This window comes from Streptomyces sp. bgisy130, assembly GCF_057708345.1.
Window position 1 is genome coordinate 201,938 of record NZ_JBYISA010000012.1, and the last position, 14,400, is coordinate 216,337.

The 14,400-nt window shown below is 70.2% G+C and carries 12 protein-coding genes; 4 read left to right on the forward strand and 8 right to left on the reverse strand.

Annotation, left to right across the window (positions count from 1 at the left end):
• The first annotated feature begins 179 nt into the window (after positions 1 to 179).
• From AC3EUV_RS18675 to AC3EUV_RS18685, 3 genes are all read left to right on the forward strand, one after another.
• Positions 180 to 1,763 (forward strand): acyl-CoA carboxylase subunit beta, encoded by a 1,584-nt coding sequence (locus AC3EUV_RS18675; protein WP_432142060.1) that lies wholly within the window; start codon positions 180 to 182, stop codon positions 1,761 to 1,763.
• Between the two features lie 56 nt (positions 1,764 to 1,819).
• Positions 1,820 to 2,023: an acyl-CoA carboxylase epsilon subunit gene (locus tag AC3EUV_RS18680; protein WP_432142061.1), complete on the forward strand. Its 204-nt coding sequence runs from the start codon at positions 1,820 to 1,822 to the stop codon at positions 2,021 to 2,023.
• A 417-nt stretch (positions 2,024 to 2,440) separates the two neighbouring features.
• On the forward strand, positions 2,441 to 3,097 hold the full coding sequence (locus AC3EUV_RS18685) for a DUF4360 domain-containing protein (RefSeq protein WP_432142062.1): 657 nt from the start codon (positions 2,441 to 2,443) through the stop codon (positions 3,095 to 3,097).
• A 136-nt stretch (positions 3,098 to 3,233) separates the two neighbouring features.
• On the opposite strand, the gene AC3EUV_RS18690 is transcribed toward AC3EUV_RS18685, so the two are convergent.
• The 8 genes from AC3EUV_RS18690 to AC3EUV_RS18725 all read right to left on the reverse strand — a co-directional run bounded on the left by AC3EUV_RS18690 (position 3,234) and on the right by AC3EUV_RS18725 (position 13,585).
• Positions 3,234 to 3,812 (reverse strand): GTP-binding protein, encoded by a 579-nt coding sequence (locus AC3EUV_RS18690; RefSeq protein ID WP_073760799.1) that lies wholly within the window; start codon positions 3,810 to 3,812, stop codon positions 3,234 to 3,236.
• Entirely contained in the window at positions 3,793 to 4,386 is a 594-nt protein-coding gene (locus AC3EUV_RS18695; protein WP_432142063.1) for a DUF742 domain-containing protein, read from the reverse strand. The genes AC3EUV_RS18690 and AC3EUV_RS18695 overlap by 20 nt, the downstream gene beginning before the upstream one ends.
• Positions 4,387 to 4,470: 84 nt before the next feature.
• Complete coding sequence (locus AC3EUV_RS18700) at positions 4,471 to 4,884, reverse strand: roadblock/LC7 domain-containing protein (protein WP_018087204.1); 414 nt, start codon at positions 4,882 to 4,884, stop codon at positions 4,471 to 4,473.
• A 10-nt stretch (positions 4,885 to 4,894) separates the two neighbouring features.
• Positions 4,895 to 7,984, reverse strand: a complete 3,090-nt coding sequence (locus AC3EUV_RS18705; protein WP_435603389.1) for a nitrate- and nitrite sensing domain-containing protein — start codon at positions 7,982 to 7,984, stop codon at positions 4,895 to 4,897.
• Between the two features lie 402 nt (positions 7,985 to 8,386).
• Complete coding sequence (locus AC3EUV_RS18710; protein ID WP_432142065.1) at positions 8,387 to 8,980, reverse strand: GTP-binding protein; 594 nt, start codon at positions 8,978 to 8,980, stop codon at positions 8,387 to 8,389.
• The gene (locus AC3EUV_RS18715; RefSeq protein ID WP_435603390.1) at positions 8,961 to 9,371 is read right to left on the reverse strand and encodes a DUF742 domain-containing protein; all 411 of its coding nucleotides are present in this window, start codon (positions 9,369 to 9,371) and stop codon (positions 8,961 to 8,963) included. The genes AC3EUV_RS18710 and AC3EUV_RS18715 overlap by 20 nt, the downstream gene beginning before the upstream one ends.
• 92 nt (positions 9,372 to 9,463) lie before the next feature.
• Positions 9,464 to 9,877 (reverse strand): roadblock/LC7 domain-containing protein, encoded by a 414-nt coding sequence (locus tag AC3EUV_RS18720; RefSeq protein ID WP_018087200.1) that lies wholly within the window; start codon positions 9,875 to 9,877, stop codon positions 9,464 to 9,466.
• 9 nt (positions 9,878 to 9,886) lie between these two features.
• Positions 9,887 to 13,585, reverse strand: coding sequence for a sensor histidine kinase (locus AC3EUV_RS18725; protein ID WP_432142066.1), 3,699 nt, complete (start codon positions 13,583 to 13,585; stop codon positions 9,887 to 9,889).
• Positions 13,586 to 14,174: 589 nt separating this feature from the next.
• Here AC3EUV_RS18725 and AC3EUV_RS18730 point away from each other — a divergent pair.
• Entirely contained in the window at positions 14,175 to 14,357 is a 183-nt protein-coding gene (locus AC3EUV_RS18730; protein ID WP_328548176.1) for a hypothetical protein, read from the forward strand.
• Positions 14,358 to 14,400: the final 43 nt, after the last annotated feature.

Consider the following 14,400-nt stretch of genomic DNA (forward strand, 5'->3'; position numbering starts at 1 on the left):
CATCGCTCCGCGCCTGTTTGTGGGGCCCATACAGACGCCGTACGGGCCCGCCACCCGAACGGGCGCCGGGACGCGGGGCGCGTACAGCACGGTTCTGTACTGCCTGCCCACCAAATCGCATGCGACGTTGTACGAAACCGACATCGGTGCGCGGCGCCTCACCCACGTACCGTCGATGCATGACCACTGTCGAAGATGTGCCCGCCGGCGCCAACGACGCCCGCGGGCGCGTCGCCGAACTGCACGCCATCCGTGAGCAGGTTCGGCGAGGCCCCAGCGAGCGTGCCACCGAAGCGCAGCGTGCCAAGGGCAAGCTGACGGCCCGCGAGCGGATCGAGCTGCTGCTGGACGAGGGTTCGTTCAACGAGGTCGAGCCGCTGCGGCGGCACCGGGCGACGGGCTTCGGCCTGGAGGCGAAGAAGCCCTACACCGACGGCGTGATCACCGGCTGGGGCACCGTCCACGGCCGGACCGTCTTCACCTACGCGCACGACTTCCGGATCTTCGGCGGCGCGCTGGGCGAGGCGCACGCCACCAAGATCCACAAGATCATGGACATGGCCATCCAGGCCGGTGCGCCGCTGGTCTCGCTGAACGACGGCGCCGGCGCCCGTATCCAGGAGGGCGTCTCCGCGCTCGCCGGCTACGGCGGCATCTTCCAGCGCAACACCAAGGCGAGCGGGGTCATCCCGCAGATCTCCGTCATGCTCGGCCCGTGCGCGGGCGGCGCCGCCTACAGCCCCGCCCTGACGGACTTCGTCTTCATGGTCCGCGAGACCTCGCAGATGTTCATCACCGGCCCCGACGTGGTGCGCGCGGTGACCGGCGAGGAGATCACCCAGAACGGCCTGGGCGGCGCCGATGTGCACGCCGAGACCTCCGGCGTGGCGCACTTCGCCTACGACGACGAGGCCACCTGTCTGGAGGAGGTCCGCTACCTCCTCTCGCTGCTGCCCGCGAACAACCGCGAGAACCCGCCGACGGTGCCCTGCGAGGACCCCGCCGACCGCTCCGGTGACGCGCTGCTCGACCTGGTCCCGGCCGACGGCAACCGCCCGTACGACATGCGCAAGGTCATCGAGGAGATCGTCGACGACGGCGAGTACCTCGAGGTCCACGAGCGCTGGGCGACCAACATCATCTGCGCGCTGTCCCGGCTCGACGGCCGCGTGGTGGGCATCATCGCCAACCAGCCGCAGTCGCTGGCCGGTGTGCTGGACATCGAGGCGTCCGAGAAGGCCGCCCGCTTCGTCCAGATGTGCGACGCCTTCAACATCCCGATCGTCACCTTCCTGGACGTGCCTGGCTTCCTGCCCGGCGTCGACCAGGAGCACGGCGGCATCATCCGGCACGGCGCCAAGCTGCTCTACGCCTACTGCAACGCCACCGTCCCGCGGATCTCCCTCGTCCTGCGCAAGGCGTACGGCGGTGCCTACATCGTCATGGACTCGCAGTCCATCGGCGCCGACCTCACCTACGCCTGGCCCACCAACGAGATCGCGGTGATGGGCGCCGAGGGCGCCGCCAACGTCATCTTCCGCAAGCAGATCGCCGAGGCGGACGACTCCGAGGCCATGCGGGTGCGCATGGTCAAGGAGTACAAGTCCGAGCTGATGCACCCCTATTACGCGGCCGAGCGCGGCCTGGTCGACGACGTCATCGACCCCGCCGAGACCCGCCATGTGCTCATCCGCGCCCTGGAGATGCTGCGCACCAAGCATGCGGACCTGCCGGCCCGTAAGCACGGCAACCCGCCCCAGTAGCCACCCACCGCACCCGCCACCGGCACCACGCCCACCGCGACGACGGAGAAGACACCGTGAATCCTGCCCACCGCACCGATCCCATCCGCGTGGAGAAGGGCCAGGCCAGCGAGGAAGAGCTCGCCGCCCTGACCGCTGTCCTGCTGGCCCGCGCCGCGCATCGGCCGGCCGCGCCTGCGCGTCCCCGCGCGACGGCCGCCCGTTGGCGGCGGCTGGAGCGGCAGAGTGGCTTCCATGGGGCTACCAGCTGGCAGCGGTGACGCTTCGCTGATTGCGCCGACTTGGGGCCCCGTTTTTGCGGGGTCCCTTGTTTGGCTGCGGGTGCCGTTGTGGCTGGGCGCGCAGTTCCCCGCGCCCCTGTTTGTGTGGATGTCCGGTGCCCCGCCCGCAGGACCGGAGCAAACGCCGGGGTGCCTTACCTCTGGGAGCCGCGTCGCCCGCGCCGAGGACGGGGTACCGGGCGTCCCCTCCGACCCGCCACCCACAAACAGGAGGCGAACGGCGCGCAACCCACCGTGTTCCGGTTTGGCATGGGGTGTCCGGATCAAGGCGTAGGTTCGCCCCAACCCTGGGGAGCAGAGCTGTTCAAGCGGTGCTCCCCATGCTGGCATGCGCTCGTCATCCCTTCTCCTGGTGTTCCCGCGTCGCGGGCCTAGGACGACCGGAAGGAAAAGCCCATGCTCAGCACGCTCAGTGCTGGTGCCGCAGTGGCATCGTTGCTCCTCGCCGGATCGGCATCCCCCACCACCACCGCCCGGTTCGGCGACGACCCGCCGACCGGCAAGATCACCATTACCGTCGCCACGGTCAACGGCTCGGGGTGCAGACCCGGCAGCGCCGCAGTGGCCATCGCGCCCGACAACACGGCCTTCACCGTCACGTACAGCGAATACCTCGCCCAGGCGGGCGGCGGCAGCAAGCCCACCGACTCCCGCAAGAACTGCCAGATCGCGCTGAACGTGCATGTCCCGCAGGGCTTCACGTACGCCATCGCCCGGGCCGACTACCGGGGCTACGCCTCCCTGGCGCCGGGGGCCAAGGGGCTGGAGACGGCCGGGTATTACTTCCAGGGCCAGCAGCAGACGACCCGGAAGAGCCACAGCTTCACCGGGCCCTACGACACCAACTGGCAGACCTCGGACGAGACCGACATCGACGCGCTGGTGTACGCACCCTGCGGCGAGGAGCGGTACTTCAACATCAACACCGAGTTGAGGGTGGACGGCAAGTCGGCGGACCCCAAGGCCACCAGCTACATGGCCATGGACTCCACCGACGGCAGCATCAACACCCTGTACCACTTCGCGTGGAAGGAGTGCCCCGGGCGCCGCTGACGCCGGGAAGCCGTCCCAGGGGGCCGTGGACCGGCGCGTACGGGCTCCTGGGACGACGAAGGCCCCCGCACCTCAACGGTGTGGGGGCCTTTCGTCGTTGCGCGCGTGCGGGCACGGGGGGCCCGGACGCGTCCCGCTAGCGCAGCCGCGCCATCAGTGCGTGCTCCACGAGCGTGATGAGCGCGCTCTTGGCCTCGCTGCGGTGCCGCGCGTCGGTGATGATGATCGGCGCGTCCGGGCCGATCTGGAGCGCCTCACGCACCTCGTCGGGCGTGTACGGCTGGTGGCCGTCGAAGCCGTTGAGGGCGATGACGAACGGCAGTCCGCTGTTCTCGAAGTAGTCGACCGCGGGGAAGCAGTCGGCGAGACGGCGGGTGTCGACCAGTACGACGGCGCCGATCGCGCCGCGGACCAGGTCGTCCCACATGAACCAGAAGCGGTCCTGACCCGGCGTACCGAAGAGGTACAGGATCAGGTCCTGGTCCAGGGTGATCCGGCCGAAGTCCATCGCCACGGTCGTGGTCGTCTTGTCCGGCGCGTGCGTGAGGTCGTCGATCCCCGCCGAGGCGGAGGTCATCACGGCTTCGGTACGCAGCGGATTGATCTCTGAGACGGCCCCGACGAACGTGGTCTTGCCCACGCCGAAGCCGCCCGCCACCACGATTTTCGCGGAGGTGGTGGAGCGGGCTGCACCGCTAGAGCTTGCGAAGTCCACTGAGCACCCTTTCGAGCAGTGTCACATCTGGCTGTCCGCCGGCGGTCTCGTCCCCGCCGGGCTGATGGATGGCGACGAGTCCGGCCTCTGCCAGGTCGGCGACGAGGATCCGGGCGACGCCGAGGGGAATGGAGAGAAGCGCGGAGATCTCGGCTACTGACTTGATCTCACGGCAGAGGTGGCAGATGCGCTGGTGCTCCGGCAGCTGGCCTTGCAGCTTGGCGGGGTCGGCGGTCGTGCTGACCAGCGCCTCGATGGCGAGCTGGTAGCGCGGCCGGGTCCGGCCTCCGGTCATGGCGTACGGGCGCACCAGCGAGTTGTTGGTGCCGCCGGTGGAGGCGGGCTCGGGCGCGCGCCGTTGCGGCTGCACCGGCTGGATGCGCGGTGCCTGGGGCTGGTCGTACACCGGCGGCTCGTACGGCTGGGAGTCGTACGGCCGGGGCTGTTGCTGCGGGGGCCGCTGCGGCCGGCGGCTCGGCGCAGACGGGAAGTTGAAGCGGTTGTTATGGGTCTCGCCCACAGGCCCGGACTCCTGTCCGGAACCGTACGGGTATCCGCTCGGGGGCGTTGCCACGTCTCCTCCTCCAACTTGCCTGTCTGACGCCGGTCGCGCCACCGAACCATAAGGCGCGGTGGCGGGAAACGCACTGCCTGTCTTTTAGTTGAGAAGACTTCCTTGAAGCTCGGCGCGCAGATCCGGCGTCAGTACCGTCCCCGCGCGGTCGACCAGAAGGGCCATCTCGTAGCCGACCAGGCCGATGTCGCACTCGGGGTGCGCCAGCACGGCCAGCGACGATCCGTCGGAGACGGACATGATGAAGAGGAAGCCACGCTCCATCTCCACCACGGTCTGGTTGACGCTACCGCCCTCGAAGATGCGGGACGCGCCGGAGGTCAGCGACGTCAGGCCGGAGGCCACCGCCGCCAACTGATCGGCTCTGTCACGAGGGAACCCCTCGGACATGGCGAGGAGGAGACCGTCCGCGGAGACCACGACCGTGTGGGACACCCCAGGGGTGTTGTCCACGAAGTTGGTGATCAACCAGTTCAGATTCTGCGCCGCCTGGCTCATCGGGCTCACACTAACGCTCCTGATCGTAGGTGCTGCCGGGGCCGAAGCCCTGTTGGTCATTCTGGGGGACCCCGGAGGGGTCCGTACCGACGTTGCGTCCCTGCTGGACGCCGCGGCGCAGGTTACTCAGCCTGCCGCGGACGTCCTCCGGGGCGCGGGAGACCTGGGGGCCGCCCTGCGGGGTCTGCTCCGCGGCACCTTCGACCAGGTTGGCCTTGGGCACCCGCCGGGGGAGGCCGGAAGAGGTGACTCCGCCCGCCTTCGGCTCGCGCAGCTGCTCCGCCCGCTCCCACCGCTCGTCGTTGGAGCTGCGCCAGTCGGAGCCGTCCTGGCCGGTCTCCGGCGCGCTCCGCTGCTCTTGCACCTGCGGTGCTTGCTGGTCGCGGCCTCCGCGGCGCGGAAGGCCGGCGTCCGTCAGCGAGGGGGCATCGCTCGGTGTGGGGCCCGGACGCTGGAATGGTACGCGCTCAGCGGCGTCAGCGGGAGCGGCAGTTGTATTCCGGTCAGATTCCGCTTCGGTCCCGAAGTAGCCCTCGAATGCAGGGCGTTCGGGCCATTCGCCCGGCTGTGCCGCCTCGTGGGAGCCGAAGGGCTGCTGGCCGGTGGTCTCCGCGAAGCCGGGGTCGCCGAACGCGTGGGCACCGTGCGACCGGTCGCCGTAGAGCGGTTGATCGGCTTCCGCATATGTCTGGGCCGGGTAGTCCTGGTACGCGCCGCCGGAGGGCACCTCGTCACGGAAGAGCGGACGCTCGTCCTGCTGGTACCCGGGCGCCGGCTCACCGGACGTCTGGGCCTCCAGTGCGGCCCGGCGCTCCTCGCGGACCAGCGAGCGGCCCACCATGTCCAGGTCACCGGAGTCCGGCCGGCCGTAGCGGCTGTCGTCGAAGCCCAGCTCGGCGGCGGTGCGCTGCTGGTTCTCGTACGCCGTGTGCTGCTGCTGCTCCGGCACGATCCGGGAGACCGTGAAGTCGTCGTCGAACTGCTCGTCGCCGCCACCACCGTGGGTGATCGCCTCGGGCAGCATGACCAGCGAGGTGGTGCCCGCCTGCTCGCCGGAGGGGCGCAGCTGTACCCGGATCCCGTGCCGGTCGGCCAGCCGGCCGACCACGAACAGGCCCATGCGCTGGGAGATCGCGGCATCCACGCTCGGCGGGTTCGCCAGCTTGTGGTTGATGTCCGCGAAGTCCTCGGGGGTGAGCCCGATGCCCTTGTCGTGGATCTCGATCATCACCCGGCCGTCGGGCAGCCGGGTCGCGGCCACCCGCACCTTGGTCTGCGGGGAGGAGAACGTGGTGGCGTTCTCCAGCAGCTCGGACAGCAGGTGCACGAGGTCGGTCACGGCGGTGCCGTGGATCTCGCTCTCGGGGACGCCGGTGAGGTCGATGCGCTCGTAGGACTCGACCTCACTGATCGCCGCCCGCAGGACGTCGACCAGCGGCACCGGCTGGTTCCAGCGGCGGCCGGGCTCCTCGCCCGCGAGGATGAGGAGGTTCTCGCCGTTGCGCCGCATACGGGTGGCCAGGTGGTCGAGCCGGAAGAGGCTCTCCAGCTGGTCCGGGTCCGCCTCGTTGTTCTCCAGGTCGGTGATCAGCTCCAACTGGCGCTCGATCAGACCCTGGTTGCGGCTGGAGAGGTTGGTGAAGATCGCGTTGACGTTGCCCCGCAGCAGCGCCTGCTCGGCGGCGAGCCGGACGGCCTCGCGGTGCACCTGGTCGAAGGCGCGGGCGACCTCGCCGATCTCGTCGGTGGTGGAGATCGGGATGGGCGTCACCCGGGTGTCGACCCGGCCCGGGTCGGTCCGCGAGAGCTGGTCGACCAGCATCGGCAGCCGCTGCTCGGCGATGCCGAAGGCGGCGGTGCGCAGCTGGCGCATGTTGCGGCTCATCCGGCGGGCCATCAGACCGGCCACGACGAAGGCGATGATCAGCGCGGCGAGCACGATGCCGGAGTCGATGAAGGTCGACTGGCGGGCGTCGTTGGAAATCTGCGCCGCCTCGTTCACGGCCTTGTCCGACAGGTCCTTCTCGATGGACCGGTACATGTCGAACTTGCCGGTGGCGGCCGCGAAGTAGGTGTCGGAGGTGAGGCCCCGCGCGCCCAGCGTCTCGGGCGCGGCGCCGGAGACGATCAGGGTGCCCATCTGGTCGATGGACGGCGGGGCGCGGAACGGCCGGCCGGCGGCCTGCGCCTGCTCCTTCGCCCGCGCGATCTTCTGCTGCGCGGCCTGCTTGAGCGACGCGCCGTCCGTCTTGAGGCGCTCGACATCCTCGGGCGTACCGCCGGAGGTGTACTCGCCGATGGCGATGCCCTCCAGGTAGCGGTACGACGCGAAGGCGGTCAGCTGAAGCTTGTGCTCCTTGCCGCCCTGCGGGGACGCCGGGTCGACCAGGAGGTGGGTGCCGATGGACCGCTGGAGCGACACGGCGGCCTTGGCCAGCGCGACGGCGTAGACGGTACGGCCGTAGGAGGTGATGTTGCCGGTGCCCAGGCCGAGTTCGTTGGCGAACTCCATCAGCGGGTGCTGGACCTCGACATAGCCCTCTTCGGTCTGCACACCGCGCAGCTTGGAGGTGTAGGCGGCCTGGCGCAGCTGCTGGAGCTTGGGCTCGGACTTCTCGAACGCGGCGAGGCGGCGCTTGAGGCCCGGCTTGTCCGGCATGGCCTTGGCGGCCTGGTGGAACTTCTCGGCGGCGGCGTCGGTGGCGTCCCGCGCGCCCTGCACGGCCGGGTCGTCCTTCTTGCCCTTCAACAGCGGCGCCGCGGTGCGGTCCCGCTCGTCGAGCAGGGCGTTGCTGTAGGTGAGCGACGCACGGACCAGCTTCGCGGTGTTCTCCGCGTCCTGGGCTTCCTGCCAGGTGGCGAACGAACTGTCCACCCGCAGCCCGCCGAAGATCAGGGCGAGGATTACGGGGATCAGCAGAATGGCGTTCAGGCGGGTCGCCACGCGCCAGTTGCGCGGGGAGTACTTTCCGCCACTGACCGGAGGCTTCGCGACCGAATTTTCGGGCGCGTCGGAAGCCGGTAGGCCACCTCTGGGCGGCGGTGTGAAGTTGCCCCGCCGCGATTCCTGCGGCTCGGGGCTCGCCTTGCTTCGCCTCACTCGACCAACAACCTCTCGGCGCCGGCACTGACTTGCTGTGCCGCTTCTTCTGGGCGTTCCTACTCCGGAGTTCAGCGAATTTCAGCACGTCAGGGCGGTGCGTTCCAAACACTGGGTAAAGCGGGAGCAGGCGCTAAAGGGCCCGAGATAAAAGGGGCGTTAAGGGCGAGCCGCGCCAAAATGCAGGAGAATTGTGAGCGCAGCGAAGCCGGGCATGCGCGCGGGGTGTCGAAACCCTGCTGATTCACTGTCGAAACGTTATGAAGCAAAATTGTGGGCGTGTCGAAGGACACAGATCGACTCAGGGATGCCGTAATCCGGTCCGGGGCAGGGGGACGCGCCCCCGCCCCTGACAACTGCCGCGCGGCCCGCGCCGAATGGCGGCGGGCCGGTGGCGACGGGCTACTGGAGCCGGGCCATCAGCGCGTGCTCCACGAGCGTGATGAGCGCGCTCTTGGCCTCGTTGCGATGCCGGGCGTCGGTGGCGATGATCGGCGTCCCCGGGCCGATCTGGAGCGCCTCACGGACCTCGTCCGGCGTGTGGGGCTGGTACCCCTCGAAGCCGTTGAGGGCGATGACGAACGGCAGTCCGCTGTTCTCGAAGTAGTCGACGGCCGGGAAGCAGTCGGCGAGACGGCGGGTGTCGACCAGGACCACCGCGCCGATCGCGCCGCGCACCAGGTCGTCCCACATGAACCAGAAGCGGTCCTGACCCGGCGTACCGAAGAGGTACAGGATCAGGTCCTGGTCCAGGGTGATCCGGCCGAAGTCCATCGCCACGGTCGTCGTGGTCTTGTCCTGGACGTGGCTGAGATCGTCAACACCCGCCGAGGCCGAGGTCATCACGGCCTCGGTGCGCAGCGGGTTGATCTCTGAGACGGCCCCGACGAACGTGGTCTTGCCCACGCCGAAGCCACCCGCCACCACGATCTTGGCGGAGGTCGTGGCGCGGGCCGTAGTCCCGTCCGAACCGCTGTCAGAGCTTGCGAAGTCCACTGAGCACCCTCTCGAGCAAGGTCACGTCTGGCGTGCCACCGGCTTCACCGCTGCCGCCCGGCTGGTGGATCGCCACCATCCCGGCTTCCGCCAGGTCCGCGACCAGAATCCGCGCCACACCCAGCGGGATGTGCAGCAGCGCGGAGACCTCGGCGACCGACTTCACCTCACGGCACAGGTGGCAGATCCGCTGGTGCTCGGGCAGCAGCCCGGGCACCTGGGAGGGGTCGGCGGTCGTGCTGACCAGCGCCTCGATGGCGAGCTGGTAGCGCGGCCGGGTCCGGCCTCCGGTCATGGCGTACGGGCGCACCAGCGGCTGGTCACCTTCGTTCCCGTACGGCGCTTGGCTGTAGGCGCCGTACGGGCCGGAAGTGGCAGGTGGCGGGGTCATGGGTCCTCCGGGCGGGACAACTGATGTTGGGCCGGTGGGGGGTGCGGCACATGGATGGTTGGTGCTGTACGGAGCGGCGCTGCGGGCGCCGTTCAGTGCAGCAGGCTGCCCTGAAGTTCGGCGCGCAGATCCGGTGTCAGCACCGTCCCCGCGCGGTCGACCAGCAGAGCCATTTCGTAGCCGACCAGGCCGATGTCGCACTCGGGGTGCGCCAGCACGGCCAGCGACGATCCGTCGGAGACGGACATGATGAAGAGGAAGCCACGCTCCATCTCCACCACGGTCTGGTTGACCGTCCCGCCCTCGAAGATGCGGGACGCGCCGGAGGTCAGCGAGGTCAGGCCGGAGGCCACCGCCGCCAACTGATCGGCACGGTCACGGGGGAAGCCCTCGGACATGGCGAGGAGCAGACCGTCCGCGGAGACCACCACCGTGTGCGACACCCCGGGGGTGTTGTCCACGAAGTTGGTGATCAACCAGTTCAGGTTCTGCGCCGCCTGGCTCATCGGACTCAACTAACGCTCCTGCTGGTGAGTGGGATCGACAACGCCGTGCGTGCCGGTGGACGACGTCCCGGCCTCTCGGCCTTGCTGAATACCCCGACGGAGATTGGTCAGCCGCCCGCGCACGTCACTGGGCGCACGCGAGACCTGGGGACCGCTCTGGGTCGACTGCTGCTGTTGCGCGGTGCCCGCGACGAGGTTCGCGCGCGGGACCCGGCGGGGCAGCCCGGAGGTGGTGATACCGCCCGCGGCGGGCTGGCGGATCTGCTCCGCCTGCCGCCACGTCTCGTCGTTCGGCGAGCTGCGCCACTGGCTGGCGGCCTCGGCCGGCGCCGTGCCGCGCGCACCGTTGACCGGTGCCTCGCCGCGCACGCCGGTGCGTGCCTCGCCGCGCTGCGGGGCGTCCGGTGCGGCCTGGCGGCGGGGCGGCCGCGGTGCCTCGGGCTCGGCGTCGCCCTGGGGCGGTACCCCGGCAGCGGCGGCCGCCGGGTGGTTGAACCAGTTGGACTCGATGGTGTCGAAGATCGGCGTACGGCCGTCACCGGGACCGGCGTCCGCGTCACCGAGCACATCGGCGGACGGCGCACCGCTGTCCTGCGGCCGCTGCACCGGGAACTGCCCGGTGCCCTGCGACTCGTCGGCGTACGCGGCCCGGTCGGCGTCCGGCCGCTGGTACTGGCCGGTCTCGAACTGGCCGGTGTCGTACTGGCCGGTGTCGCTGTCGGGCCGCTGGTACTGACCGGTGTCGCTCTCGGGCCGCTGGTACTGGCCCGTGTCGTAGCGACCGGTCTCGTACTGGCCCGTGTTGCCGTCCGGCATCGGGAACTGCCCGGTGTCGGCGGGGCCGTTGTTGCCCGCACCCTGGCCGGCCGGACGCGCGTCCTGCGGGCGGGGGCCGCGCGGGGCGCTGTCCGCGGTGGGCGGCGGACCGTTGAAGTCGGGACGGGCGAACGCCGCGGTGTCACCGGGGCCGCCGCTCGGCGGTGTGGGCCGCTCGAAGCTGCCGGTGGTCTCCGGCTCCTCGTGGCCGCGCGGCCGCTCCTGCGTCTCGCGGGGCGTCAGCGGCCAGTCGTCGGAGCCACCGCGGTCACGGCGCGCGCCCCAGCTCGTACCGCCGGGCTGCTGAGTGCCCTGGCCGCCGCCCTGACCGCCGGCGGGCGGACCGCTGGGCAGTTCGGCCGCGGGGCCACGGGCGGGCAGCTGCGGACGCTCCTCGCGGCGCGGGGCGCCGGTCGGCGGGGCGACCGTGGGCGCCGGGCCGCTGTCCGCGCCGCGGGTGGGCAGCGAGGGACGCGAGCCGGCGGGACGGCCGGCGGCCGGGCGGGCGTCGCCGCCCTGCGCCGGGGCGCCGGGCGAGCCCGCACCGGGCGGGGCCGTACGGCCGGAGGGCGCCGGGGCACCGAAGGCGCCGGGCGCACCGCCGCCGGGGCCGCCGCGGCCGGGCAGCGCGGGACGCCCGCCGGCCGACGGGCCCGAACCGACCTGACCGCGCGGCTGGAGCCCCGCGAGCCGGCTGGACGGCGTGCCGCCGTGGTCGCCGCCGCCCTTGGCGCTGCTGGGCGCCGGCTTCTTGCCGCCCTGGGCGACATCGACCGGCAGCATGACCAGCGCGGTGGTGCCGCCGGAGTCGGAGGGCCGCAGCTGGATACGGATGCCGTGCCGCAGGGACAGCCGGCCGACCACGAACAGCCCCATCCGCCGGGAGACCGAGACGTCCACGGTCGGCGGGCTGGCCAGCCGCTCGTTGATCGCCGACAGGTCCTCGGGGGACAGGCCGATACCGGTGTCGTGGATCTCGACCAGCACCCGGCCGTCGGGCAGCGCGTGACCGGTGACCTTGACCTTGGTCTGCGGGGAGGAGAACGAGGTGGCGTTCTCCAGCAGCTCGGCGAGGAGGTGCACGAGGTCGTTGACGACCCGGCCGGCGACCTCGGTCTGCGGTACGGCGTTGAGCTCGATCCGCTCGTACTGCTCCACCTCGGAGGCGGCGGCACGGAGCACGTCGACCAGCGGCACCGGCCGCGTCCACCGGCGCCCCGGCTCCTCACCGGCGAGGACCAGGAGGTTCTCACCGTTACGGCGCATGCGGGTGGCGAGGTGGTCGAGCTTGAAGAGCGAGGACAGCTGGTCCGGGTCGGCCTCGCGGGACTCCAGTTCGGAGATCAGCGAGAGCTGACGCTGGATCAGGCCCTGGGAACGGCGCGAGAGGTTGGTGAACATCGCGTTGACGTTGCCCCGCAGCAGCGCCTGCTCGGAGGCGAGGCGGACCGCCTCGCGGTGCACGTCGTCGAAGGCCGCGGCCACCCGGCCGATCTCGTCCCGGCTGTGCACACCGACGGACTCGACGGAGGTGTCGACGTCCTGCGGGTCGGACTCGGACAGCTGCTTGACCAGCTCGGGCAGCCGGTCCTGGGCGACCCGCTGCGCGGTGTCCTGGAGCCGGCGCAGCGAGCGGACCATGGACCGGGCCACGACGAACGCGCCGACCAGCGAGACACCGAGGACGAGCAGGATCAGCGCACCGCTGACGATCGCGGACTGGGTCGCCTCGTTGCGCAGCTCGCGGGACTTCTGCTCCATCTCGGAGAGCAGCGTGGTCTCGATCCGCGACATCTCGTCGATCTTGACGGTGTCGGAGTCGTACCAGTCGAGGTACCGGTAGTCCTGGCTGCGGATGCCGGAACCGCTGGCGAAGGCGCGGTGCGCGAAGGCCACCGCGGCCTTGATCTCGTCGTTGTTGCCGTCCAGACCACGGGTGAGCGCGCCGGCGCTGTTCTCCCCGTTGCTGGTGTAGATCTGCGAGAAGCGGTCGCGGGCCGCCTTCTCGTTGTTCTCCGCGTTACGGCCGGCCAGCCGGTCGTTGGAGGACAGCTGCGGGCCGCCCTCGTGGGCGAGGCCGGCACTGACCAGGGCGCGCTGGATCGACGCGTACTCCTTGGCCGACGAGAACGCCGCCAGCGCACGGGTACTGCGGATCATCTCCGGGTTGCTGGTCGCCTGGGCCATGTCCTGGGAGAGCGACAGCAGCGAGTTGATCAGCTGGTTGTAGCTGGTGACCGTCCGGGTCGAGTTGTCCGTGTCCTTGTAGGCGTTGTTGCGGATCTCGTTGAGGGTGTTGAGCTGTCGGGTGATCTCCAGGACGGTCGCCCGGACACCGGTCATCGTGGCGTCCTGGCCCCGGATGTCATCGGTGGCCTGGTTGAACGACAGCCGGGCGCGGTCGGTCGCCTCGCGGGGCGCGACGACGTTGGCGTCGTCCTTGGCGTTCCCGCTGCCGGCCAGCGGACCGGCCGACTTGTCCCGCTCCACCTGCAACGCGTCGGCGAGCTCGGTCGCCTGCCGGGTCATCTCGGTGAGCAGCTGCATCTTGTCGAGCTGGTCGATGTTCTCCAGCGACGTGCCGATGCGCATACCGCCCAGCGTGGTCGCGGCGACCACGGGAAGCGCGAGCAGGGAGACCAGACGGGTGCTGATGCGCCAGTTGCGCAGTGCTATTCGCGACCCGGGGCCACTGGCCCCCTTCGACGCCTTGGGCTTACCGCTGTCCGCGGCGTCATTGCCCGGCGCCTGGCCGCCCCCGTCGACGGGCAGTGTGCTGCCCCCGGCGGAACCGTTGCCCTGGGCGCGCTGGGGCGAGGAGGCGCGGTCGGTTCCGCCGCGCAGCTCCGGGTCCGCCGCAGCGCTGCCATCCCTCTTGAAACGTCCCTGCACTAGCGTCGCAACCTCTGGACCAGGCGTCCCACCTCGGCGGGACGGTGTCGAGTCGTATGGGGACCGCAAAGTCCCCCCATGGCGGTCGTGATGACCGGCGGGCTGCCCTCTCGATCGGAGCGGACGGCACCGCCGCGCGGCGCTTCGTTGCGCCCTGCGCGCCGGCTCAAACATGCGGCGGTCCGTGGAATTCCAGCACAGTGCAGGATCTCCAACAAGAGCGGAGTCCCGCACTGTGACTTGGGTGACGCAATGTATGGAAGGCGTTACGACGTGTCGAAGATTTCACCGTCGATAACGGACTTTTATCCGCGAGTCGGCCGCCCCTCCAGGCTGTCCCAGGTGCGGTGATCGGGAGCGGAACGTGCACTTCAATCCGCCATTGTCCGATTCGCCCAGGGTTGTTGATCATGGAAAATGCGGCATTTGTCGCACAGTTCGTGAGCAAACTCACAGGAAGATCATTGAGTCCCCCTGCGCATCGCAGGGAATAGCGCGCTTAGCCTGACGCTTTACACAGTTGCCGAGAATGACAAGGCAGCTTTCCGCAAGCCCTTATCCCCACTCCGATGACGCGAGGCATGCAGCAGTGAAGACGACGATGATGTTCCGCAACATAGCCAACCCGCGGCGCACCACCCTGGCCCACCTCACCGACGCCGAGGAGCTCGGCACCGAGGCCCCGGAGCACACCGTCGACCTGCCGGCCCAGACCGCCAACCCCCGCCGTACGGTCCTGATGACCGCTCCCGAGCAGGGCGTCCCGGCGTAATCAGCGGCGGAACGGCAGCAGCCCCGCGATAGCCTGGAGTGTC